The sequence below is a fragment of the Planococcus halotolerans genome, from assembly GCF_003289955.1.
Lineage (GTDB): Bacteria > Bacillota > Bacilli > Bacillales_A > Planococcaceae > Planococcus > Planococcus halotolerans.
The window spans coordinates 212,557-235,651 of record NZ_QLZR01000001.1 but is presented as its reverse complement, the minus strand read 5'-3'; the positions used below and the strand labels follow the sequence as shown (position 1 = coordinate 235,651).

Sequence of the window (23,095 nt, the reverse complement as noted above, 5' to 3'; positions counted from 1 at the left end):
GATAAATCCTCAAAACAAAAAATTCACATGCTAATTTGGCTGGGGACAGAACGTGCACGTATCAAATTGCGGAAGTTCCTTGTAAAGGCAGCACGTTTTCCTCAAAGGGCGGGACACGGCTTGCCCGAGTGAAGCGTCTCCCAGCAGCCGGGCCAAATGGGATTTTCGCATAGGCGACCAATTTGCAGCATCCATCAGCCATTCCAGATCCGCCGCCGCCCGCCGCGGGTCACGCTGTTCCAGATTGGCATAAAACCAGATGACCGAACCCAACACGTTGTCCCATAGAATAAGAGGGGATATTTTTACATGGCTGCGGAACTCGTCAATCAGCTTTGCTGTTTGTTCATGCAAAATGTAGTGGAAAGCGGAAAACCTTTCATTCGTCTCGACGTTTTTGAAATGTGCAGAAGGGACATGGGTCTCGAGTAAATTGAAACCATAATTATGTATACGGTTGAAAGTCAGATCTTCACCGGCACATTCGAAATAGCCATTCTGGTAAGTGAGCAAGTGAAATTGGGCAGACACGAATAAAGCATATTGCCGGAAAAAATAAGAAATTGCGACACCGCTGTTTTCCGAACCGCTCCAGCGTTTCAACTCTTCAATACGCGATTCCCTATCACGTGAAAGAGGATTTACCGGCTCACGGTCGACTGCAACCGACTGGGATGCCAGTGCCATTTTTAATTGATTGGAAAATTCCACACAGCCGTCCTCCTTTTTCTTTTATGCTACTGAAAGTAGCGTACAATTGCAAAGTGATAAGAGAAGATTATAAAGGTCGATAGAAAACTGCTCATTTCATTTCAATCGCCTGTTGGGTAATCTAAGAAAGAAAGAGGTGGGCGAAATGGAATTTTCTATTGGTAAAATCGATCATATTCAAGTAGCAGCACCAAAAGGCGGCGAATCGGAAGCAATCGCTTTTTACAGCGGGGTATTGGGCATGAAGGAAATCGAAAAACCGGAACCGTTAAAAGCGAGAGGCGGAGTATGGTTTGAATTCGATGAGTTTCAATTGCATGTGGGAATCGAAGAACCGTTTAATCCAGCTAAAAAAGCACATCCGGCTTTCAAGGTTTCAGAATACGGAATTTTGCAGAACCATCTGGAAGAAAACAGCATCACTGTTACTGTCGATGACAGCATACCGGGAGTGGAAAGGTTTTTCGTATTCGACCCTTTCGGCAACCGTCTGGAATTCCTGAAATAAATTCTATGAGCGGATTTTTCAGTTCTATGGGCAGTCAAAGCGATTCTATGATCACTCGCCAGCGAAATCACTCGATAAACACAAAAACGCTCCGCGGCAAGCACCGCAGAGCGTTTATTTTCGCAGGGGACAATAAGGGCATTTATCGGTTTCCGGCAACTCTTTATACAAGCAGCAGGTAATCCGTTTATAGTCGGCTTTCGCTTCTTCAAAACTGTGGCCGCCTAAAAACTGGCGGAAATAGGATTTCCGCATTTCCGGCTGCCAGATTTCATCTTCCATAAGAGTTTCAATGTCCCGTTCTGCCTGTTCGGAACTCTGCATGCCATACATCCAGATAGCATACCCCCAGATATTCTCCCATAATATAATCTTCGAAACATGTCCGGCTGTGCGGAAAGCTTCAACGACCGGAAAAGCATAATCTTTCAAAACCTTCTCCAAATCACCATCCACCCGTTCGCGTATAAAACGTTCATCGACTGCAAAACTGATGCTGCCCTGTGTATTTTCCAGATGCACTTCATCCAGCGGACCAACCCATATTTTATTGTGCGCCAATAAATAAAGCTGTGCAGTTATGAAAAAACCGAAGCGCCTCATGAAGATAGACGAGGCTACGGCTTCATTTGGTGCTCCGGATGCATGAACTATTTCTTTTATCAATTCAGGGTAACGGCTTTCCGTGGCTTCTTCCATATTCATGAAGCCGTTCGCTTCACGCCGGACTTTAACCTGGAAAAGTTCAAGTTCTTCCATAATTAAGACCCCAGCGCTTCACGGAGTTCCGGAACGATGCAGCGTCCTCTGCCGAAAGGCACGCAATGAGGTGTTCCAAAAAGCGGATCTTTTGAAACCTGGCATTCCATACCGAAAACAGAGCGGACCAAATCACAGCTGATAACACTTTCAGGAGTGCCCTGTCCGAACACTTCACCGTCTTTTATGGCGATGATATTATGGGCATAGCGAGATGCAAGGTTTAAATCATGCAGCACCATGATAATTGTGCGGCCATGCGTTTCATTTAATTCGAATAAAAGATCCAAAATCTCTATTTGATGGGTCATATCCAAAAATGTTGTTGGCTCGTCTAGAAGTATGACATCGGTATCCTGTGCAAGCGTCATTGCAATCCAGGCGCGCTGGCGCTGGCCGCCGGAAAGTTCATCGACCGGTTTGTCGCGGAATTCATCGACGCGGGTAGCTTTCATCGCAGCTTCCACTTTTTCTGTGTCATCTTCCATCCAGCGTTTAAGCCATGACTGATGAGGATAACGACCTTGCTTAACCAAATCGTGTACAGTCAAACCTTCCGGTGAAACAGGAGATTGTGGAAGGATGCCCATTTTCTTGGCAACTTCTCGTGAAGACATTTTATGCACTTCTTTGCCTTCGAGTAAAATCGAACCTTCCTGCGGTTTCAACAGGCGGGCGATTGAACGGAGCAATGTAGATTTACCGCAGCCGTTGCTTCCCACAAAAACAGAAATTTCACCGCGGGGTATAGAAAGGTTCAAATTTTCAAATAGAAGTTTATCGTTGTATCCGATTGATAGGTCATTGGTTTTGACAGCCATAGTCATCGTTCAATTCCTCCGCATCTTTAGCCATAAATCTAACTGATAGGTTTTCTCAATACCCATACTATATCATAAATTAATGATAAGTGAGAACGATTTTCACTATTTATTTAAACTTTCCCTTTACAAATGTGACAGGAAGTCCTAAAATAAAAACGTATTGAGAATCGTTATCAAATAACCTTGGAGGTTACATCATGAAAAAATGGACATTATTATTACTTGCAGCAATTATGCTGGTCTTGGCGGCTTGTTCGTCGGGAGAAGAAGATACAGCAACTGAAACTGAAAACGGAGGAGAATCCGTTACGATACAGGGGACAAATGGCGAAGTCACTTTAGACCAGCCGGCTAAGAAAGTAGTTGTTCTTGAGTGGACGTATGCTGAAGATTTATTGGCAGTAGGCGTTCAGCCTGCAGGTATGGCTGATATCGAGTCTTATGGTGACTATGTGAATATCGAACCGCAATTGGATGAAACGGTCATCGATGTCGGCGGCCGCCAGGAACCGAACCTTGAAGCCATTGCAGAGATTGATCCGGATCTGATTATCGGTGTTGACTTCCGTCATACGGCGATGCTTGAAGAATTGGAACGCATTGCTCCGACGGTCATCTTCAATCCGTATCCGGAAGATGACAGCATCAATTTATATGAAGAAATGGAAACGACGTTCCTTGAAATTGCCAAAGCTGTAGACAAAACAGAAGAGGCTGATCAGGTCCTTGCAGATCTTGAAGAAAAATACGAAGAAAGCGCGGCTGAAATCGAAGCTGCTGACCTTAAAACAAATGACGTCATCTTGACACTGGCTTATTCAGGCCCTCAGGCACCGGAAATCCGTGTGTTTACGCCACATTCGATGGCTTCGATCATTCTTGAGCGTATCGGGTTGAATAATGTCCATGAACCGGATCAGTTCGAAGTTTTCGGTTCAAGCACATTCAACGTGGAAGGATTGGTGCAGTACGAAGATGCCAATTACCTCTACACTGTCCCGGATGAAGACAATATCTACGAAAACCAGCTTGCCGGAAACCCGGTTTGGGAAAACCTGAATTTCGTCCAGGAAGGCCGCACGTATGATTTAGGGCCGGACACTTGGTTGTACGGTGGTCCTTTATCCGCTGAAACATTGATGGACCAAATTACAGATGTGATGGTGAATAATTAATGCAAGGCAAACTGAAAGCGAAGTCCTTTGTCTCTTTGACAGGGGGCTTTTTCCTGCTTTTTGCGTTATCTATTATTCATTTGACGCAAGGGCAGGCGGATTATTCCGTTTCGGATCTGCTTTCCGGTGTTTGGACGGAAGGGCGTATCCAGGATATTGTGGTCAGTCTCCGCTTGCCGCGGCTGGCAGTCGGTATTTTGGCCGGTGGGGCGCTGGCAGTGTCCGGAGCAGTTCTGCAGACGCTGACGAATAATCCGCTTGCTTCTCCCGGAACTCTCGGCATAAATGCCGGCGCATTCTTTTTTGTTGTGCTCAGCACGATCCTTTTTCCCGGTTTTGTCGGCGGCTTTCCGTTTGCAACGGCGTTATTGGGTGCAGTCATATCATCTTTGCTTGTCATAGGTCTTTCTGGGAAGCAGATGGATCCGGTCCGTGTAGCGTTGACAGGAATGATCATCTCGCTGCTCTTCGCGTCCATGACCGGGACGATGCAATTGCTTTTTGAAAATGAAACTAATGGGCTCTTCTTATGGGGATCCGGCACATTGGTGCAGTTGAACTGGGGGGGCGTGCAATTTGCGGCACCTGTGATTTTTGTTACATTTGCCGTTGTTCTGTTGCTCGCTAAGCCGATGGATATCTTGTCTCTTGGAGAAGATATCGCTTCTTCGCTTGGCCAAAATGTCCGCCTGGTAAAACTGGCGGCATGGGGAATGGCCATCGTTTTAGCGGCAACGACTGTAAGTGTTGTCGGGCCCATCGGATTTATCGGATTGATGGCACCGCACATTGTCCGCATGATGGGCATCCGTGGCCATCTTCAAATATTGATCCATTCATTCCTGTGGGGCAGTGTCATGCTCATTGGTGCAGATGTACTTGGTCGTCTGATCCAGCCAGGGCAGGAAGTGCCAGCTGGCGCGATGACCGCGCTGATCGGCGGACCTTGGTTATTATACTTGGCATGGAAAACAGCCAGGTCTATGAAGCGCGGCGAGCGGCAGATGGGCGGAACGACAAAACCTATCCGTTTGAAGATGCTCGTCCCTATTTTGATAGCAGCAATCATCGGTGTTACGACGCTTGCTTTAAGCTTTAACGGCAGCGCATGGAATTTCGACTGGTTATCGCCGGTCGTGTGGGAATTCCGGGTGCCGCGTGTATTGACTGCCTTCATCGTTGGCGTCATGCTGGCGATTACCGGTGTGATTCTGCAGGGAGTCTTAAGAAATCCTCTTGCAGATGCCAGTGTGCTCGGTGTCACGTCGATGGGAGGAGCAGGAGCGATGTTGTTACTGGTCGTATTTCCGGCGATTCCTCCCGCATTTCTGCCGCTCGGTGCCACACTGGGGGCATCTCTGGCGCTTGGCATCATATTGCTGACGGCCTGGAAAAATAACTTTCAGCCGATGCTAGTCGCATTGATGGGAATCGCCATTTCAGCGTTCGGTTCCGCAGCGACTCAAATTCTTGTTGTGAAAGCAAAACTTGCCGTTGCCAGCGCACTTGTCTGGTTGTCGGGCAGCACGTACGCGAAAGGATGGGATGATGTGCAATTTGCACTGATTCTGTTCGCTTTGTTTATCTGGCCGGCGGTCTACATCACACGCAGCCTGGATACATTGACTTTCGGAGATGATGTCGCTGCAGGACTTGGATTGAATATCCGCTCCACCCGCGTTTGGGCGCTTGTCGTTGGAGTGGCGATATCCACTGCCGCAGTTTCCATTGTCGGAACGATCGGCTTTATCGGATTGGTTGCGCCGCATATTGCAAGGCGTCTGGTTGGTTTCCGCCATTTGCCGCTGATGCTGTCTTCCGGTCTGATCGGCGGGCTGCTGCTCGTGACAGCGGATTTCATCGGCCGCACATTGATTGCGCCAAATGACATACCGAGTGGACTGATTGTCGCTTTAATCGGGACACCATATCTTTTATATTTATTGAAAAAAATGAAATAGCAAAAAGGCCTGCCGACTTGGCAGGCCTTTTATTAATGGATATGAAAGTATAACTTTTTAAACTAAAGGGTCTCGAAAAGAGTGTTGCACTGTCCTGACTCCAGCGCCGAGATTCTCGGGTCATAAGCCGATTTGGCTATGCGACTGAAAACACACCACTTCGCCAAATCGGCTTATGCCTTTCGAATCTAAACGGGCGCTTACGCTTTTCTTATTGGAGTTCGATATTTTGTGGCTCTTGCCCTTTTTTATTCATCAGGCGCATGCGGGTAGGTTTAATGGCGATGATTAATAAATTCGGATCATCGGGACCGCTGAACCAGCCGGATAGATGGTCATTCCATAAATCTTCCAAAATGCTCCGGTCGTCATGTTCTGACATTTCGCCTTCGATTTCCAGGAATGTATCTCCGACACCTTCGCCTTCGTAGCCAAGGAGGATGTGCGCATGAGGATTCTGTTCGAGTTCATCAACTTTTTGCGTTTTTTTGCTGGTTGCCGTGTAAAGCGTGAAATCTTTGTTGAAAAAAGTCATATACCGTGAGTGTGGCTTGTTTTCAGTAATTGTAGCAAGCACTCCCACATGGCTGTCGTTTAAAATTTTAAGGGCTGCACCTTTCAATTCTTGCTGATTCATCCAATCACTCCTTTTAATCTCCTTATTCCTTTTTAAACTTCGAGTAAACATAAGAAAGATCCGTTATCATAACGGATCTTCTGCTTTCAAATCTGAATTCGCCTTTTTCCTGAAAATAGGGGTTAGAATCCAGGGTACTTTTCTTCGCTGGAAGAATCGCTTTTAGTTTCACGCGGGTTTTTTTCTTCCTGTTGCTCCTGCTTAAGATCTTCCAACGGAATCGTATCGACATTCATCTCTTCTTCATGCATTTCGGTGAGTGTTTCTTTATCAGTTTTATATTGTTCGGGATTGTCCATTGGAGCCCCTTTGCTTTCTTCGCGGTCATCTTCAGTGAAATGTTTTTTATCTGACATATTGGAACACCTCTTTCAATTAGTCTTATCAGTGTATTCCTGTTATGAATACATTTAAAACATTGAGGGAGTCGTCCGGAAAGTTTATAATGGGGAGTCACGGTACTTGAGATAACCTGCTAAATCCTGTTTTAATATGTGGTAAAATAGAATCACTGAACGAGAGGAGTTTTTATATGAATACACAAGCTTCCATTAATGTTGGAGGACTGAGTTTTGAATGGGACCTTGAAAAAGGGAAATTTTTATTCGAAGGTCAGGATTCTGTCCTTTTTTGGACTTCCACAGCGATGAAAATGTTTTTTGATACGATAGAAGAAATAGCAGGAGAAGATGCGGCAGAGGTAGTGATGGAAACTACCGGGTATCGGCAGGGCATAGTAGTCGGCGATTATTTTTCAGAAATGGAAAATGTGGATGCAGCAGAAGCGGCGGCACTGATCACTAATACATATGCTTCAGCTGGTTGGGGATTAGCGGAAACACATAAGCTGGATATCGAAAAGAAAACCGTTGAAGTCCATTTAAAGGATAGCTGGGAGCATAGCATTAATATTGCACAACAGAAAAAAACTGGCGGCAGGTTTCTTCCTGCCCATTATGCCGGTATTTTCACCAAACTTTTTGGTGAAAATATATGGTACGAAGTAGACCATTTTCAATTGGAAGGATACAGCGAAAGTGTCATCCGTTATTTTCCTTCAGATGAAACCGTCGAAGAGAATATCCACAGGCTGGCGCGTTCCAATGAAGCCAAGCAAATCCGTCAGCTGCAGAACCTGGTGGAAGAAAAGACAGCGGAATTGACCTTGCTGGTCAAAGAATTATCGTCGCCGATCATTCCGGTGTTGGATGGCATTGTAGTAGTGCCGCTGCTGGGAACTTATGATGAGGAACGGGCAGAGGAGTTAATGATCAAGACCTTGCAAAACCTGCCGACTTATAAAGCGAAGTATTTGGTTCTCGACCTGACAGGACTGAATAATAATTTCACACAGCAAGCTGCCGCACTGATTGAAAAGCTGGGTGCTGCAGCCGGGCTCATCGGAACGGAAACAATCCTGGTGGGAATTTCTCCGGCAATGAGCATGGTGATTTCTGAAAGTGGAATTGATATTTCGAAATTCAATTGCTTCCAGACCCTGCAACACGGCATTCATTTTGCACTCGCACAGAATGGAAGAAGCATTATATAAGAAAAGCGCCCTTAGCTTGAGGGCGCTATTTCCTGTTTATTTTTGAGATTTTACGATTTCGACGATCAATTGTGCTGCCTTCTCCATGTTTTCTGCAGAGATGAATTCGTATTTGCCGTGGTAATTTTCGCCGCCTGTGAAGATGTTCGGCGTTGGCATTCCCATATAGGAAAGCTGAGAACCATCGGTGCCTCCGCGAACCGGTACGATATTTGGTTCGATGCCAAGTGTCTTCATTGCAGCTTCAGCAGCGTCCACAATGTGCATGACCGGCTCGATCTTTTCTTTCATATTGTAATATTGATCGTCCAATTCCAGTGTCAGTGCGTCAGCGCCATACTGTGCCTGCAATTTTTCGGCAGTTTGCTGCATATGCATTTTTTTCGCTTCGAATTTCTCTTTGTCGAAGTCGCGGATGATATAACTCAATACCGCTTGTTCCACGTCACCTTTAAAGCTGTTCAGATGAATGAACCCTTCATAGCCTTCTGTTTTTTCAGGAACTTCATTTTCAGGCATGGCATTCTGGAATTTGACGGCGATCGTTGAAGCATTGACCATCTTATCCTTGGCTGATCCGGGGTGGACGCTTTTCCCTTGGACTGTCAGCTTTCCAGCTGCCGCATTAAAGCTTTCGTATTGTAGTTCACCCAGCGGACCGCCGTCCATTGTGTAGGCGTATTCGGCACCAAAGCGTTCGACATCGAATTTATGGGGGCCGCGTCCGATTTCCTCATCCGGTGTAAAAGCGACACGGATTTTGCCGTGTTCAATCTCAGGATGCTGGATGAGGTACTCCATCGCTGTCATAATTTCAGCAACACCGGCTTTATTGTCTGCGCCGAGAAGAGTCGTGCCGTCTGTCGTAATCAGTGTGTGGCCGATATAATTCTGCAGATCCGGGAAATCTTTTACTGTCATCGCCACTGAATCGTTCAACGGAATATCTTTTCCGCCGTAATTGTCTATGCGCTGGGGATTGACGTTTTTGCCTGTAAAGTCAGTAGCCGTGTCGACATGGGCAAGAAATCCGACTACAGGAAGTTCTTTATCCGAAGTAGCCGGAAGTGTGCCGAAAAGATAGCCGTAATCGTCCATTTGGACTTCTTCCAGGCCGATTTCCTTCATTTCCTTTTCCAATTCACGCAACAGATCCCACTGTCCTGGAGTGGAAGGTGTTTCACGGTTTTCAAAATTGGATTGTGTATCGATTTTTGCATAGCGGATCAATCGTTCGATTAAAGTTTCAATCATGGATAAAGACCTCCTGAAGTATGTACTGGCTATATTTTACCACGAATGAAAAGAATACAGGAAATCTGAAAAAGCTGCCGGCCCTCAGTGGGGATTGGCAGCTTTCTTTGTCCAGACTCCAGCGGCCCACCCCTTCGGGTCATAAGCCATATCAGCTGCGTGGCAAAAACCGCCACTCCGCTGATCCGTCTTATGCCTTTCAGGGCTTAACGGGCGCTTGCGCTTTTCTTTCGCAAAACAGCTGACACTTTGTTTTCAGTGCCGTCTTTTACTCGGCGGATATTTTCAAGGTGTTTCAGAAAAGCCATCGCCATCAAAGAAAGAGCGATAACATAAGGCCATAGCCCATCCGCCGGCCAGAAAGCGATAAGGAGAAAAACGGCATATAATGCGAGTACACCGATGACCAGATAATCGGTGGCAAGTGCGATTACGATAAGAAGTGCGAGCCCAAGAAGTCCGAGTTGCCAGTCCAGCGCAATCATCACTCCGATAACGGCCGCGGTTCCTTTGCCGCCGTTGAACTTCATATAGAAGGGGAAGTTATGGCCAAGAACGACTCCGGCCGCAATAAAGAACAAAATTGCCCAAACCGTTTCGGAAGGAAGGCTGCTGCTGCCAAGTAACAGGCGCATCGCCATAACTGCGGCAAACCCTTTAAAGATATCGAGAAATGCGACCAGTGCGCCGTATTTCCATCCAAGGACGATTGCGGCATTGGAGGCTCCCGAATTTTTTACGCCTGTTGCTTTGATGTTGGTGCCGGATAAAATTTGGGCAACCAGCGAGCCATGAAGGCAACCGATTACATAACCTGAAATAAGTGCTGAAACAATCCAAAGAGTCATATTTTGCCCCTGCCTTTCTTAATAGTAAACGTATGAACAAAGATAAAGTTTCAAAATTATCCGACAATCTTCTTGACAAAATATCGTATCATTCTTTATACTTCTCAACAAGATGGAAAACTGAATCTGAATACTCTTATCAAGAGTGGCGGAGGGAATAGGCCCTGCGATGCCCGGCAACCACCAAGCAACCCAGCTTGGAAAGGTGCTAATTCCTACAGACTGGAACGACAGTCTGGAAGATGAGAGGAGGAAACTCCGTGTATAGCGGCCCTCTTCTAATTAGAAGGGGGCCTTTTTCTATTCCCTCATCTCCTTTAAGGTCCATCTATTAAAATTACTGGAGGAATGAAAAATGACAAATTTCAAAGCAGAGACAAATTTACTTCACGGAGGACAGCAGCCAGATCCTGTCACAGGATCGCGGGCAGTGCCCATCCATAAGACGACTTCATATGTATTCCGTGACACGGAGCATGCACAGAATCTTTTCGGGTTGAAAGAGGCAGGAAATATTTATTCGCGCATCATGAATCCGACAGTGGATGTATTTGAACAGCGAGTGGCCCTTCTTGAAGGTGGCACAGCCGCAGTCGCTTTGTCATCTGGAATGGCCGCAATCGCATTTTCAATTCTCAATATCGCTGAAGCGGGTGATGAAGTGGTTGCCGACAGCAATTTATACGGAGGCACATATAATCTGTTTGCCAATACGTTGCCGCGTTATGGCATTACAGTGAAATTCGTCGACGGTACAGACCCTGAAAATTTCCGTTCGGCTGTAACTGAGCGGACAAAAGTTTTCTTCGGAGAAACAATCGGCAACCCTAGTCTGAATGTATTCGATGTAGAGAAGGTTGCAGCGATTGCGCATGAATACAATATTCCATTATTAATCGACAATACATTCGCTTCTCCATATGGCAGCAACCCGATAGCTTTTGGAGCAGATGTCGTTATCCATTCAGCGACAAAATGGATTGGCGGCCACGGCACTACAATCGGCGGCATCGCGGTAGATGGCGGCAAGTTCAATTGGAACCATGAAAGATTTCCGAACTACACACAGCCTGACGACAGCTACCATGGTATCCGTTACGGAATAGATGCGGAAGGCGCATCTTTCGCAACGAAATTACGCGTTCAGTTATTGCGTGATTTTGGTCCGTCACTCAGTCCAGACAGTGCCCATGCATTTTTGCAGGGCTTGGAAACATTGCATTTGCGTTTGCCAAAACACAGCAGTAATGCGGGAATCATCGCGGACTACCTGAGAAACCATCCACAGGTCGAATGGGTTAATTATATCGGCTTCGAAGATCACCCGTCTCATGGGTTAGCAAAGAAATACCTGAAAGATACATTTGGTTCCATCGTCAACTTCGGTATCAAGGGCGGCAGGGAAGCAGGCAGAAAAGTAATTGACGGCGTCGGTTTATGGTCGCATGTGGCGAATGTCGGAGATGCCAAATCGTTGATTATCCACCCGGCTTCAACAACGCATCAGCAATTAAGCGCGGAGGGATTGAAGCAGTCCGGCGTCACGGAAGAACTGATCCGTTTATCAGTCGGACTGGAAAATCCGGAAGATCTGATTGCTGACTTGGAGCAGGCCATTAAAGCGGCGGCAGTCCAGGAAGTATAGGAGGAGAAAATATGGGGACAGTATCCATCGGGAACTTAGTGTTGGAATCGGGCCATGTGCTGGAAGAGGCGGAATTGGCGTATGAACGAAGCGGTGATCCTTCTGCTCCGGCCATCCTGATCTGCCATGCGCTTACCGGGGATCAATATGCTGTCGGCAGTGCAGAGCATCCGGGTTGGTGGAGCGGCTTGGCCGGTCCCGGAAGAGCCATTGATACAGAAAAATATCAAGTAATCTCCTTTAATGTACTCGGAGGCTGCAATGGCTCGACCGGCCCGCTATCCTTAAATCCACTTACTGGTAAGCCTTATCGGTCGGAATTTCCTTTGCTGACGATCAAAGATATGGTGAATGCCGAGTATCAGGCATTGAAGACGCTGGGAATAAATAAATTGAAGTCCGTAATCGGCGGTTCGCTGGGGGGCATGAAAGCACTCGAATGGGGAGCATTGTATCCGGATGTTACCGAATCTATTGTTCCGCTCGCCGTCACCCCGGCTTTCAGCAGCTATGCGCTTGCCTTTAACCATATTGGCATTCGGGCAATCGAGAATGACCCTGATTTCCATAATGGAAATTACGTTGGATCACCCGATTTCAACGGATTCCATCTGGCAAGGATTGTTGGCATGATCAGTTACCGGAGCGGCAAACTGTTCAATGATCGATTCGGACGCTCCGAAAGTGGAACGAATTTCCAAGTGGAAACGTATTTGGATTATCAGGGGCGGAAACTGGCGCAGCGGTTCGATGCCAATAGCTACCTGGTTTTATTGAAAGCCATGAACAGCCATGACGTGGGGGAACGAAAAATAGATGTTCCGATATTTTCCGTTTCGTACACACACGATTTGCTTTATCCCGCTGAACTTATGATTCCCTGGCTGGAAGAGCAGCCAGAAGCCCGATGGGAAATCGTCGAAACTGATTTTGGGCACGATGGATTTCTGGTGGAATTCGAAAAATGGAACGAATTAATCCGGGGATTTTTACAAACAAAAGAGCAGATTGAAGCGACTCGGCAATAATTAGAACAAGAAAAAGCATCCCGAAGGGGATGCTTTTTCTTCATTCTTAAGGTTTTGGGATTCCGGTTTTCTTTTTGTCCAGACTCCGGCGTCCCAGCTCTTCGGGTCATAAGCCAGCCCAACTGCGTGGCCAAGGCCACTTCGTTGGTCCGTTCAACCCCTTATTGCTCCTGCATCTCTTGCCTTACAGAGCTAAACGGGCGCCTCCGCTTTTCTTTGTGTCCAGACTTCGGCGGCCCAGCTCTTCGGGTCATAAGCCATATCAGCTGCGTGGCAAAGACCGCCACTACGCAGATTCGTCTTATGCCTTTCAGAGCTTAACGGGCGCCTACGCTTTTCTTTAGTCTTCGTCTTTAATATCCACGTCATCCGGTATAGGGGTGGCTTTCCATTCTTCGAGCTGCTGTTTGGCGAGTTCCAGCTGTTGGAAATGTGTTTCGAACTGAGAGGTGTTGACCATGTATTGTTCTCCATCATGGACTGCTTTGATACGTCCTTCGAGTATATATCGATTAACTTGCTCTTGCGGCATGGACAAATAAGCAGCAGTTTCCGGGACTGTCATATACATAAGATCGCCTCCTCTTTTTCTTTTATTATAATCGCTGAAGAGCAGTATCTCAAACGATTGAAATAATGGTATGGTAATTGATATAACTGGGAATTCGAGGTGCAGAATATGAATGCGACACCATATATAATGGTGCTGCTTGCTGCGATGCTTTGGGGCACGACCGGCACAGCACAAAATTTCATTTCAGGAGAAGCGCATCCGCTGACAATCGGTGCATTCCGTTTGATGATAGGCGGTTTTTCCCTGCTTCTTTTCACAATAATAACCAAAAGTTTAGTTATTCGTAATGTTTCCTGGCAGGCTGTACTCATTTCAGCGGCCAGTATGGCGCTGTTCCAGCCATTATTTTTTTCTTCTGTCCAGTTGACCGGCATCGCAATCGGTACAGTTGTGGCCATCGGCAGTGCTCCTGTCCTGGCAGGAATGATTGAATGGCTATTTTTGAAAAGACGTCCCGATCGCATTTGGTCGGCAGCTACAATGATGTCGATCATTGGCTGTATTTTACTGTTCGCAAATAAAGGCGCAGCAGACGTTAATGTACTGGGCATAGCAATGGCACTGGGGGCAGGACTTGCGTTTGCATTATATGCAATTGCCAGTAAAAGCGTTCTGGAATCGATGGAGGCAGTGCCAGCGGTCGCCTTGATCTTCTCTATAGCGGCTGTTTTCCTGATTCCATCTTTATTCTTTTTTGATATTTCCTATATCCTGATTCCCGCAGATGCCGGAATTATTCTTTATCTGGGATTTGCGACGACCAGCCTTGCTTACATACTATTTTCAAGAGGCTTAAAGAAAATCCCTTCATCATCAGCAGTCACCTTATCGTTGGCAGAACCGCTTACCGCTTCGATACTCGGTGTACTGGTGGTTGGCGAAGTGCTGAGCGGACTTTCATGGGCCGGTGTCGTTTTATTGCTGGGCGGAATATTGGTCCTGACGATGGGCAAAAAAAGAAAAGCTGAAGACAATTATGAGCTTTCTTAAGAATTTCTTCATTTTTATCCTAGTATCGGCTTAAGATTTTATCCTTATGATGAATATAGTGAGAAAAGAGGGAGATTGTATGAGTCAATTTACTGTATTAGTAACTGATGATGATCAGGATATTCGGGATGGCATTGAAATATACTTGAAAAACGAGGGATATCGGGTGCTGAAAGCCGAAAATGGGCAAAAGGCGATTGAGCTGCTGGAATCCAACGAAGTGCATGTTATTATTCTCGATATTATGATGCCGAAGCTGGATGGAATTTCAGCCACTTTCAAAATACGTGAACAGCGTAATATCCCCATCATTATGCTCAGCGCGAAAGCGGAGGATTCGGATAAGATACACGGATTATCGGTAGGGGCTGACGATTATGTTACAAAACCATTCCATCCCATGGAGCTGGTGGCGCGGGTTAAATCTCAACTAAGACGTTACGTGAGTCTTGGTACTTACCAGGATAAATCACAGCGTATTGAAATCGATGGTCTTGTGTTGGATTCGGATGCGAAAGAAGTACTGCTTCACGGAGACCCGGTGAAATTGACGCCAATTGAATTCAAAATCACTGAGCTGTTGATGGTGAATGCGGGACGAGTTTTCTCTATCCGAGACATTTACGAGAGAGTATGGAATGAACCGGCATATAATGCAGAAAATATCGTCGCTGTCCATATACGGAAAATCCGCGAAAAAATAGAGACTGATCCAAAGAATCCAAGATATCTGAAGGTGGTGTGGGGCATTGGCTACAAAATTGAAAAATGACCTATGGTCGATTATTGCCGTGACAATAGCATTGTTTACGCTTCTTTATTGTTTATCGTTCTTTGTGGAAACCGTTTTTAATAGTCCTGCGATAGAATTACTGGCATCACTTCGAACGGTGTCCAAAGGGGAAATTTAAAATGAAGAAATGGCTTTGGCTGACAACTTTATCAATCGTGTTGATCAGTATTTTCAGCGTAATGGAATTGGGCCCGAAATATTTCGGGAAATCTTATCTGGAGACTACTGAGTTTAAAGAAGAATACAATCACTTCGTCAACCGGCTGATTGTTACTGAGTTGGACCCTCCAAAAGCGGAAACCGAGTTCACAGTATCGATGGAAGAAATAGAGGAATACCGGACCAGATACGGCACATTGGCTGAGCAGATTCAAAGCATTCAAGACCAATATAACCCGGACATAGAGTCCGCGCGTGAAAGTGGAAATGACAGCCTGCTGGAAATACTGACAGAAGAACGTGATGGCAAAATACAGGCGATCCGCGACAATTTTGCAGATGATGAAACCGTCAGGGAAAAGATTCTTGAAGACAAACAAAGGGCTGCTAAAGTTGCAGTCAATGGAATATTAACCGAAGAAGGCAGCTTCAATTCACAGTTTCCCTATTATGTTTACGATTTAACCAACATTGAGACTGGTGAAAATTTCAATAAAGGAGAGATGAGCAGCCGCCCGTTTTATGAGAAGAAATATACAAACGCTGCGCCGCTTCATTTCAATGGTGAAGAACTGTATTATTCCAATTACAATAATACAGAAATGATGATTCCTGCCTCAGATGCCGAATTTAAAGGAATCGTCCAGATTGATCGTTCCCTTCTTGCTGCAAGCGACCGGGGCGCTGATATCGTAGGACATGAATATATCAAGAACACTTTGTATCTTTTGGGAGCTTTGGCGATTGCGGGTATAGTGTTGCTGTTTACAAAGTTGAAATTTGAACAAGACGCATTTTTAAAAACACCTTTATACAGGAAATGGTCGGCATGGCCGCTGGAAATAAAACTTGGACTTTTCGCAGTCACCTTATTTTTTGCCTTGCCTTTTGGAGTGGCGAACTCGTTAAGGATAATGGAATACACCATCTATGACGGCCTCGCTTCTTTTATCTGGAACACTATAAAGAACTTAGGGATTAATGCTGTGGTCCTAGGATTGCTCATTCTTCAGGGAATCTGGCTCTACGCCTACTACAATAAATCAGATAAGTTGGTGGATGATTTCAGAAACAGTTATTTACAGCGTTCGCTGCAGCTGTCACGATATGCTTTTTTGAAAAAATCGATTGGAGTTCAAATGCTGATTTTATTGATTGTAATATTCTTCTGGGGAGCAGGAACAATGCTGTTGTTCATGGTTCCCGAAGCGATACTTATATGGGTGCCGGCGACTCTTTTCATTGGACTGCCGGTATTGCTGTTCATGATGAAACGTTTTGGCTATTTAAATGTACTAATGAACAGCACGCAGGCAATTGCGGACGGCAGTTTGAATGAACAGATTCCTATCAAAGGGAAGTCGCCTCTTGCACACCATGCCATTCAGCTTAACCGGCTGAAGGAAGGGGTGCGCCACTCAGTGTCAGAGCAGGCAAAAAGTGAACGGCTGAAAACGGAATTGATCACGAACGTCAGCCATGATCTGCGGACTCCGTTGACATCCATCATTACCTATACGGACTTGATGAAAACACCAGACCTTTCCACAGAAGACCGGATGACGTATGCGGATATTCTGGATAGAAAATCACAGCGATTAAAAACATTGATCGAAGATCTTTTCGAAGTCTCCAAAATGGCGAGCGGAAATATGGAATTGCATCACCAGCGTGTCGACTTTACACAACTGATGACTCAAGCGTTCGCTGAGCATGCAGAAGATATTTCCTCGTCAGGACTCGACTTCCGCATTTCAACACCGGAGCAGCCAGTTTATATTATGGCAGACGGCCAAAAATGGTGGCGCGTTTTGGACAATTTGATAATGAACGCCATCAAATATGCATTGCCGGGCACCAGGGTTTTTGCAAATTTGAAAGAAACGGATGGCCAAGCGGAATTTATAATGAAAAATGTTACCCGCTTTGAATTGGGTGAGAACACAGATGAATTATTTGAACGCTTCAAACGGGGAGACGTGGCCAGGCAGACAGAGGGTTCAGGTCTGGGGCTTGCTATCGCCCAGTCAATTGTCGATCTGCATGGCGGCTCTATGAAAATTGAAGTGGACGGCGACTTATTTAAAGTCACTGTTTCATTGAGAAGTATATAAAAAGAAGCGGGGAAGGCTGTGTCCGAATGGACATGGCCTTTTTTCTGTTTCCTCTATATAAAAGGATATAAGGTTTTGAATAAGCAGAGCAAGGGGATAGGAGTTAAGAACACAATAAATTTGAATGGGGGACGACATATGGATACCAGCGGTTATTTCAATAACTTCATGAACGCGCTTCCCGAAATTCTCTTGGCAATTCTCGTACTTATTATCGGTTATATTGTAGCCAAGTTGGTGGAGAAAGCAGTTTATAAATTATTGGACAAAACTAAGCTCGATGAAAAAGCGGGCATGTCACAGCAGAAATACAGCCTGTCAAAGATCATCAGTAAAATTGTATTTGTCCTGATTTTACTTTTCGCAGTGGCATTATTCTTCAACATTCTGAACCTCGGGGCAATTGGGGCGCCTTTCCTGGGCATCTTCGATAACTTATCCGGAGCATTCCTGAGCATCCTGAAAGCTGGCCTGATTCTTTTACTGGCGTGGGTTCTTGCAACAGTTGTGAAACGCCTGATTTTAGTAGCGGGCAGAAAATTCGATTTTGGAAAAGTCACCAAAAAGACCGGTTCTTCTAAAAAGGACACGGTGAGATGGACAGAAACGGCAGCCAACATCGCATTTTATCTGATTCTGCTGCTATTCTTGCCAGCAGTCCTGAGTGCGTTGAATATCGACGGTCTTAGTGAGCCGTTCTCGAATATGCTCAACAGCGTCTTGAATTTCATACCGAAACTGATTGCAGCGGCAGTCATCTTTGCAATCGGCTGGATTGCAGCGACTATCGTTAAGAAAATCCTTTCAAAATTCCTGGAATCGATCGGAACGGATCGTTTGGCTGCAAAACTGAAGATTTCACAATTCTTTAGCGGCACAAGTGTTTCGAATGTCATTGGCATCGTTGCCTTTATCCTTATTATGCTGCCTGTGACGATTGCTGCACTTGAAGTTCTTGCTTTGCGCGGAATTTCCGGACCGGCAATTGCCATGCTTAATGACATCCTGACAATGATTCCGAATATTATTGTAGCGATTCTCCTGGTTTTAGCAGGAGTTATCATTGGTCGATGGGTGAAAGATTTCGTCATTCAACTTATGAAGAATTTGGGTGTCGACTCACTTACTGAAAAAATGGGGATGAATAAAACCGGAGATCCTGACACAGATCCTTCTGCTTATTCACTTGCCAGAATAATCGGCGTGGTAGCACAGGTATTGATTGTGCTGCTATTCACAGTTGAAGCACTTCAATTATTAAATCTTGAGTTTATGGTTTCCTTGGCGAGCGGAATTTTTGCTTACATTCCTGCTGTCATCGCGGCCCTGGTAATCCTGGCTGTCGGTTTCTGGCTGGCTAATCTTGCTGAAGATTTTATTGGCAGTGTATTCAAAAAGTCTTCAGGTGGCCCTCATGTACTTCGCCATGTTGCAAAATATGCAATTTTGGCATTCGCATTCTTCATGGCACTTGACCAATTGGGCATCGCGGCTTCAATCATCAATTCAGCCTTTATCCTGATTCTTGGTGGAGCAGCCCTGGCGTTCGGTCTTGCTTTCGGACTAGGAGGCAAAGAACATGCATCGAGATATTTGGACCGCATGGAAAATAGCCTGAAAGATACCAAAGTGGACCAGGAACAATGGGAGGAGAAAAAAAGGGAGCAGGAAGCCAAAAAAGTAGGCTTGGCCAAAGAAGCAAAAGCGGCGACTGACCCGATCGTAGAAAAACCTTCACCTGATGAAAGGCATCCCTATAAAGGGACTGCAGGCACGCAAAACAAAAAAGGCACGTCGACAGATTTGCCGAAGGATTTCAGCAAAGATGCACGTGATAAACGTTCAGGTCGAAACCGAAACACGGACGACCCGTTCAAGAATAAGTAAGCACAAAATGAAAAGGCGGCCGCGGCCGCCTTTTTTTGTGGATTTATTTTAATTTTAATATATTGTCGCTTTTCTAGTGTCTAGACTCCAACGGCCCAGCTCTTCGGGTCATAAGCCACTTTGGCTGTGCGGCTGAAAACATGCCGCTTCGCCAAATCGTCTTATGCCTGTCAGAGCTAAACGGGCGTTGTCGCTTTTCTCTATTCAGGTGGAGCCACCAGTTTATGCTGGAAGGCATAAATGACCGCCTGCGTCCGGTCATGCACCTCCAGCTTGGACAGCAGATTGCTGACATGAGATTTCACTGTCTTTAAAGCTATGTAGAGCTCGTCGGCAATTTCCTGGTTCGTATAGCCATGTGCGAGCAGCAGAAGAATCTCCATTTCCCGTTCGGTTAAATCTTCATGCAGCACCCGTTCATGGCGCATTTGTTTCATCATTTTACTCATCACTTCCGGTTCCAATACCGGTGTGCCATTCATCGTTTCACGGATCGAGTCGGCAATCCGCGAAGCTTTTGAGGTTTTCAGGATATAACTGACTGCGCCAGCTTTTAGCGCAGGATACACTTTATCGTCATCCAGAAAACTGGTGACGATCATAATTTTCGCTTCGGGCCATTCACGGATGATTGCTTCTGTAGCCTCTGCACCGTTCATGACCGGCATGACCATGTCCATCAGAACTACATCCGGCCGTAATTCGAGTGCCATTTTAACAGCTTCTTCGCCGTTTGCCGCTTCACCGGCAACTTCCATATCTTTCTGTGCCTGCAAATAAGCGGATACACCGATTCGGACCATTTCGTGGTCGTCAACTAACAGAATTCGTATCATCCGGAATCTTCCTTTCAATGGGTACTTTAACTTCAACAATGGTTCCCTCGGAAGGAACCGATACAATTTTGCTTGTGGCACCGATTTCGATGGCGCGCTCTTCGATATGCTTCAAACCATAGGAAGTGGATTTCGATTGCTCACTTTCAAAACCGATGCCGTTGTCCTGAATGCGTAAAATGGCAAAATTATCCCGCTCTATAAATAAGATGTGGACTTCGGTGGCTTTGGAATGTCGCAATGTATTCGACAATGTCTCCTGGGCGATGCGGAAAAGGTGGTCTTCCGCACCTTTTTGCAGAGATACCTCTTCAAGTTTATGGTCAATCGTAAAATAGACTTTTTCTTTCAATTCGGATACCAGTTCAAACAAGCCCTGGCGCAAACTTTTGTCATGCAGAGCAGCCGGTCGCAAATGAAGAAGTAACGCACGCATCTCCAATTGTGCCTGCTGCACCATTTTTTCTGTCTGCAGCAGCCCGGCCGATACTTGTTTGCCTTCAGTCATGGAAGACAATAGCATGGAAGCTGCGAATAATTGCTGGGAAACCGAGTCATGCAATTCCCGTGCCAGCCGCTGGCGTTCCATGACGAGCCGTTCCTGGATGATCTGGTCCTGAGTTTCAGCCCGCTCGTTGGCAATCCGCGCCAGGCTTTTGCGCTGGGACTCCAATAATTTTTGAAGTTTTAGAATGGATACGGAAAGTTGCGGCGGCAAAGTTTTCATTTGCGCAGCTTCGATGACAGTTTGGTCTTCATTGCGCAGAAGGGCCTGGAAGATTTCTTCGATATCCTGAACTTTCGAACGCGATAAAGACTCGGTCCACCAGGAAATTCCCGCAGACAGAGCCACCATCAAAACGAAGAGCCAGACACCAAATGGAAGTCCAGCCACAAAGTCTTCCCAAAGGACGGACCAGGTATTTACAGCAGGAAGCCCTAAAAGAGCAAGTAAAATACTGAAGATGATGGCTGCGAACAAAGACATGAAAAATAAACTGCGTGGCAGAATCTGTCTCATCGGCGAATCACCTCGACATCTCCCATCCACGTGGTGACAGAAACGAGCAATTCTGTTTTCACATCATCCATATGTTCATAGCCATCCTGAGTATGGACAGAGCCATACCAGATCCGCTGCTTGTCACCGTTGAAAAAACGGGCATCCCCAAAAACAGTCGAGTAATATACCCGCACCGGCACTTCATAGGGAACGATCAAACGGACCCTGCCAAAACCCTGGCGAATTGAAATCAGGGAAGTTTTCTTCGGTAAGACGGTTTGTGTTGCATCAATCAGCAGATCGCCGACGAAGCCCTGGATGTGGATATCTTTCCACTCGTAGGATTCAATGGGCGTAGCCTGGGCTGAAAAGAATTTATTTTGGATCAGGCCTTTATCAACCGGCCCTTTCATCGGTACATCCTGCTGCCATTCTTCACCTTTCCACAACCGGATTAAAAGGTATACTGCCGCAGCCAAAATCAACAGGCGCAGGCTCCACATGGAGAGAATTGAAATGCCGATCAGGATAAAACCGGTCCAGAAATAGGATTTGCGATATTTAGGGCTGTTCTTATTGCCGTAATAGATGAGTCCGATGCCAAGAAGAACCAAAAACACACTGCCATTTCCAAAAAAAGCAGCTTCCACGAATATGAGAAATAATGCGCTTAAGGCAAAAAATGCCTGTCTGTTGGTCGAGAAATAATTCATCGCTGTTTTTGCCTCCTTCTTTGCAGCAGAAAAGTAAGAGGGGAACGTGTCCCTCTTACTCTAGCTTACACAATATCTTTGGATTTAGCGCTGTTTTTTTCCAGCGCTTCAAGACGGCGTTCCATTATCGAACGTTCATGGCGTTCTTCAACTTTATTGCCAAGGGATTTAATATAGCTGGCCATATCATCGTAGGAACCGATCCGTTCAGCAACCAGTTCAGGGCTTAGGATTTTGTCCATCTGGTAATGTGCGCGAGTTGCGTTTTCTTTGCCCATCAATTGAAGCTGGCGTACTTTCATATCTTTTACTTTATGTTTCATTTCCTCATAACGCTGCTCGAGTGCAACACTTTCTGCTGTATTTTCGTCTAGAGTCTTGCGCAGTTCATCGACGCGGGAGCTATAGGCGTCAACTTCCTGTTCAGCGAATGCGGTTAAGTCACTTTCGCCTGCAGCCTTGGCAAGCTCAGCCTGTGCCTGGCGTTTTTCGAGGAGACTCTCAGCTTCCTGCAATTCTTTTTCCAGTTTGTTGCTCAAGCTTGTTTGGCGTTCCAGCCATTTGCCTGCAGTCTCTGTTTCTTTCTCCGATTCCTGAATATATTTATTCAATAAACTGATTGGATTTTTTTCCTCTTTCTTGTCGAGTATTGCATCCATGTCCGTTGCCACCGCGAATTTTAAACGCTGCCATAATGTTGTCATGTAATTTCCTCCTTATTTGTTTAGCTTTTGCCATTCTCTTTCAAAGTTGGTGAAAGGATCATTTTTAACTGAAGTTGAAACTTCTTTTTCGTTCCACTTTTTGTAGATATACCATAATACTGCAATGGCCAATACCCCTATAATCGCGGGCACATTGGAAACTGCTGATATCGCTCCCACTGCTGCAACAAAGCCCCACCAGATTTTAGCGCCTGTTGAACTGCTTCTCAGGTAATAATGCACACCGATATAGATGATGACTCCTGAAAAAGCGAGACTGATGATGGGGCCGAGATTCGATAGGGCGATAATTCCGGCAATAATGCCGATGACTGTCATCCAAAATTTGTTCAAGTTGTTTCCTCCTCTCAATTTGTAACTTAATCTTATCAACTCTCCGAAAATGGCAACACGGTCTGT

At 45.8% G+C, this 23,095-nt stretch carries 24 protein-coding genes and 1 riboswitch; of the genes, 11 read left to right on the top strand and 13 right to left on the bottom strand.

The genetic code is table 11. The annotated features are described in order from the left end of the window. Window positions 1-30 precede the first annotated feature (30 nt). The gene (locus DP120_RS01040; RefSeq protein ID WP_240611933.1) at window positions 31-711 is read right to left on the bottom strand and encodes a hypothetical protein; all 681 of its coding nucleotides are present in this window, start codon (window positions 709-711) and stop codon (window positions 31-33) included. Window positions 712-856: 145 nt separating this feature from the next. On the opposite strand from DP120_RS01040, the gene DP120_RS01035 reads away from it, so the two are divergent. Further along, window positions 857-1,219: a VOC family protein gene (locus tag DP120_RS01035; protein ID WP_112221335.1), complete on the top strand. Its 363-nt coding sequence runs from the start codon at window positions 857-859 to the stop codon at window positions 1,217-1,219. 114 nt (window positions 1,220-1,333) lie between these two features. On the opposite strand, the gene DP120_RS01030 is transcribed toward DP120_RS01035, so the two are convergent. Both DP120_RS01030 and DP120_RS01025 read right to left on the bottom strand, forming a co-directional pair. Beyond that, window positions 1,334-1,978, bottom strand: a complete 645-nt coding sequence (locus tag DP120_RS01030; RefSeq protein ID WP_112221334.1) for a hypothetical protein — start codon at window positions 1,976-1,978, stop codon at window positions 1,334-1,336. Between the two features lie 2 nt (window positions 1,979-1,980). Continuing rightward, a complete protein-coding gene (locus tag DP120_RS01025; protein WP_112221333.1) occupies window positions 1,981-2,805 on the bottom strand; it encodes an ABC transporter ATP-binding protein in 825 nt (274 codons plus the stop codon). A 194-nt stretch (window positions 2,806-2,999) separates the two neighbouring features. Here DP120_RS01025 and DP120_RS01020 point away from each other — a divergent pair, with 194 nt between their 5' ends. Continuing rightward, window positions 3,000-3,977: an ABC transporter substrate-binding protein gene (locus DP120_RS01020; RefSeq protein ID WP_112221332.1), complete on the top strand. Its 978-nt coding sequence runs from the start codon at window positions 3,000-3,002 to the stop codon at window positions 3,975-3,977. Then, a complete protein-coding gene (locus tag DP120_RS01015) occupies window positions 3,977-5,938 on the top strand; it encodes an iron ABC transporter permease (RefSeq protein WP_112221331.1) in 1,962 nt (653 codons plus the stop codon). The genes DP120_RS01020 and DP120_RS01015 overlap by 1 nt, the downstream gene beginning before the upstream one ends. A gap of 211 nt (window positions 5,939-6,149) precedes the next feature. On the opposite strand, the gene DP120_RS01010 is transcribed toward DP120_RS01015, so the two are convergent. Together DP120_RS01010 and DP120_RS01005 are read right to left on the bottom strand one after the other, a co-directional pair. Next, window positions 6,150-6,575, bottom strand: coding sequence for a pyridoxamine 5'-phosphate oxidase family protein (locus DP120_RS01010; protein ID WP_112221330.1), 426 nt, complete (start codon window positions 6,573-6,575; stop codon window positions 6,150-6,152). Between the two features lie 122 nt (window positions 6,576-6,697). Further along, window positions 6,698-6,931, bottom strand: a complete 234-nt coding sequence (locus tag DP120_RS01005; RefSeq protein WP_112221329.1) for a hypothetical protein — start codon at window positions 6,929-6,931, stop codon at window positions 6,698-6,700. Window positions 6,932-7,107: 176 nt separating this feature from the next. Between DP120_RS01005 and DP120_RS01000 the strand changes: the two genes are divergently transcribed. Beyond that, window positions 7,108-8,127, top strand: a complete 1,020-nt coding sequence (locus DP120_RS01000) for an STAS domain-containing protein (protein WP_112221328.1) — start codon at window positions 7,108-7,110, stop codon at window positions 8,125-8,127. 36 nt (window positions 8,128-8,163) lie between these two features. Here DP120_RS01000 and pepT read toward each other — a convergent pair whose 3' ends face one another. Together pepT and DP120_RS00990 are read right to left on the bottom strand one after the other, a co-directional pair. Beyond that, window positions 8,164-9,381 (bottom strand): peptidase T, encoded by a 1,218-nt coding sequence (pepT, locus tag DP120_RS00995; RefSeq protein ID WP_112221327.1) that lies wholly within the window; start codon window positions 9,379-9,381, stop codon window positions 8,164-8,166. A gap of 206 nt (window positions 9,382-9,587) precedes the next feature. Further along, the gene (locus DP120_RS00990) at window positions 9,588-10,229 is read right to left on the bottom strand and encodes a glycerol-3-phosphate acyltransferase (protein ID WP_112221326.1); all 642 of its coding nucleotides are present in this window, start codon (window positions 10,227-10,229) and stop codon (window positions 9,588-9,590) included. 133 nt (window positions 10,230-10,362) lie between these two features. After that, window positions 10,363-10,478: riboswitch (SAM riboswitch) on the top strand. 106 nt (window positions 10,479-10,584) lie between these two features. Between DP120_RS00990 and DP120_RS00985 the strand changes: the two genes are divergently transcribed. Beyond that, window positions 10,585-11,874: an O-acetylhomoserine aminocarboxypropyltransferase/cysteine synthase family protein gene (locus DP120_RS00985; protein ID WP_112221325.1), complete on the top strand. Its 1,290-nt coding sequence runs from the start codon at window positions 10,585-10,587 to the stop codon at window positions 11,872-11,874. Between the two features lie 11 nt (window positions 11,875-11,885). Next, window positions 11,886-12,902, top strand: a complete 1,017-nt coding sequence (gene metX, locus DP120_RS00980) for a homoserine O-acetyltransferase MetX (protein ID WP_112221324.1) — start codon at window positions 11,886-11,888, stop codon at window positions 12,900-12,902. Window positions 12,903-13,242: 340 nt separating this feature from the next. Here metX and DP120_RS00975 read toward each other — a convergent pair whose 3' ends face one another. Then, window positions 13,243-13,473, bottom strand: a complete 231-nt coding sequence (locus DP120_RS00975) for a helix-turn-helix domain-containing protein (RefSeq protein WP_112221323.1) — start codon at window positions 13,471-13,473, stop codon at window positions 13,243-13,245. A gap of 108 nt (window positions 13,474-13,581) precedes the next feature. On the opposite strand from DP120_RS00975, the gene DP120_RS00970 reads away from it, so the two are divergent. From DP120_RS00970 to DP120_RS00955, 5 genes are all read left to right on the top strand, one after another. Beyond that, window positions 13,582-14,466 carry an EamA family transporter gene (locus DP120_RS00970; RefSeq protein WP_112221322.1) on the top strand — a complete coding sequence of 295 codons (885 nt, stop codon included), beginning with the start codon at window positions 13,582-13,584 and terminating at the stop codon, window positions 14,464-14,466. Window positions 14,467-14,545: 79 nt separating this feature from the next. Next, a complete protein-coding gene (locus DP120_RS00965) occupies window positions 14,546-15,238 on the top strand; it encodes a response regulator transcription factor (protein WP_112221321.1) in 693 nt (230 codons plus the stop codon). After that, the gene (locus tag DP120_RS18310) at window positions 15,216-15,377 is read left to right on the top strand and encodes a hypothetical protein (RefSeq protein WP_165843685.1); all 162 of its coding nucleotides are present in this window, start codon (window positions 15,216-15,218) and stop codon (window positions 15,375-15,377) included. Before DP120_RS00965 ends, DP120_RS18310 begins: the two co-directional genes overlap by 23 nt. A 1-nt stretch (window position 15,378) precedes the next feature. Then, on the top strand, window positions 15,379-17,532 hold the full coding sequence (locus tag DP120_RS00960) for a sensor histidine kinase (protein WP_112221320.1): 2,154 nt from the start codon (window positions 15,379-15,381) through the stop codon (window positions 17,530-17,532). A 138-nt stretch (window positions 17,533-17,670) separates the two neighbouring features. Beyond that, window positions 17,671-19,419, top strand: a complete 1,749-nt coding sequence (locus DP120_RS00955) for a mechanosensitive ion channel (protein WP_112221319.1) — start codon at window positions 17,671-17,673, stop codon at window positions 19,417-19,419. A 200-nt stretch (window positions 19,420-19,619) separates the two neighbouring features. Here the strand turns inward: DP120_RS00955 and DP120_RS00950 are convergent, their stop codons facing one another. The 5 genes from DP120_RS00950 to DP120_RS00930 form a co-directional block, all read right to left on the bottom strand. Next, on the bottom strand, window positions 19,620-20,255 hold the full coding sequence (locus DP120_RS00950; protein WP_112221318.1) for a response regulator transcription factor: 636 nt from the start codon (window positions 20,253-20,255) through the stop codon (window positions 19,620-19,622). Further along, window positions 20,233-21,276 (bottom strand): sensor histidine kinase, encoded by a 1,044-nt coding sequence (locus tag DP120_RS00945; RefSeq protein ID WP_112221317.1) that lies wholly within the window; start codon window positions 21,274-21,276, stop codon window positions 20,233-20,235. The genes DP120_RS00950 and DP120_RS00945 overlap by 23 nt, the downstream gene beginning before the upstream one ends. After that, entirely contained in the window at window positions 21,273-21,971 is a 699-nt protein-coding gene (gene liaF, locus DP120_RS00940; RefSeq protein ID WP_112221316.1) for a cell wall-active antibiotics response protein LiaF, read from the bottom strand. Before liaF ends, DP120_RS00945 begins: the two co-directional genes overlap by 4 nt. Window positions 21,972-22,036: 65 nt before the next feature. Then, complete coding sequence (locus DP120_RS00935; RefSeq protein WP_112221315.1) at window positions 22,037-22,675, bottom strand: PspA/IM30 family protein; 639 nt, start codon at window positions 22,673-22,675, stop codon at window positions 22,037-22,039. Window positions 22,676-22,687: 12 nt separating this feature from the next. Then, window positions 22,688-23,029, bottom strand: a complete 342-nt coding sequence (locus tag DP120_RS00930; protein WP_112221314.1) for a lmo0954 family membrane protein — start codon at window positions 23,027-23,029, stop codon at window positions 22,688-22,690. Window positions 23,030-23,095: the final 66 nt, after the last annotated feature.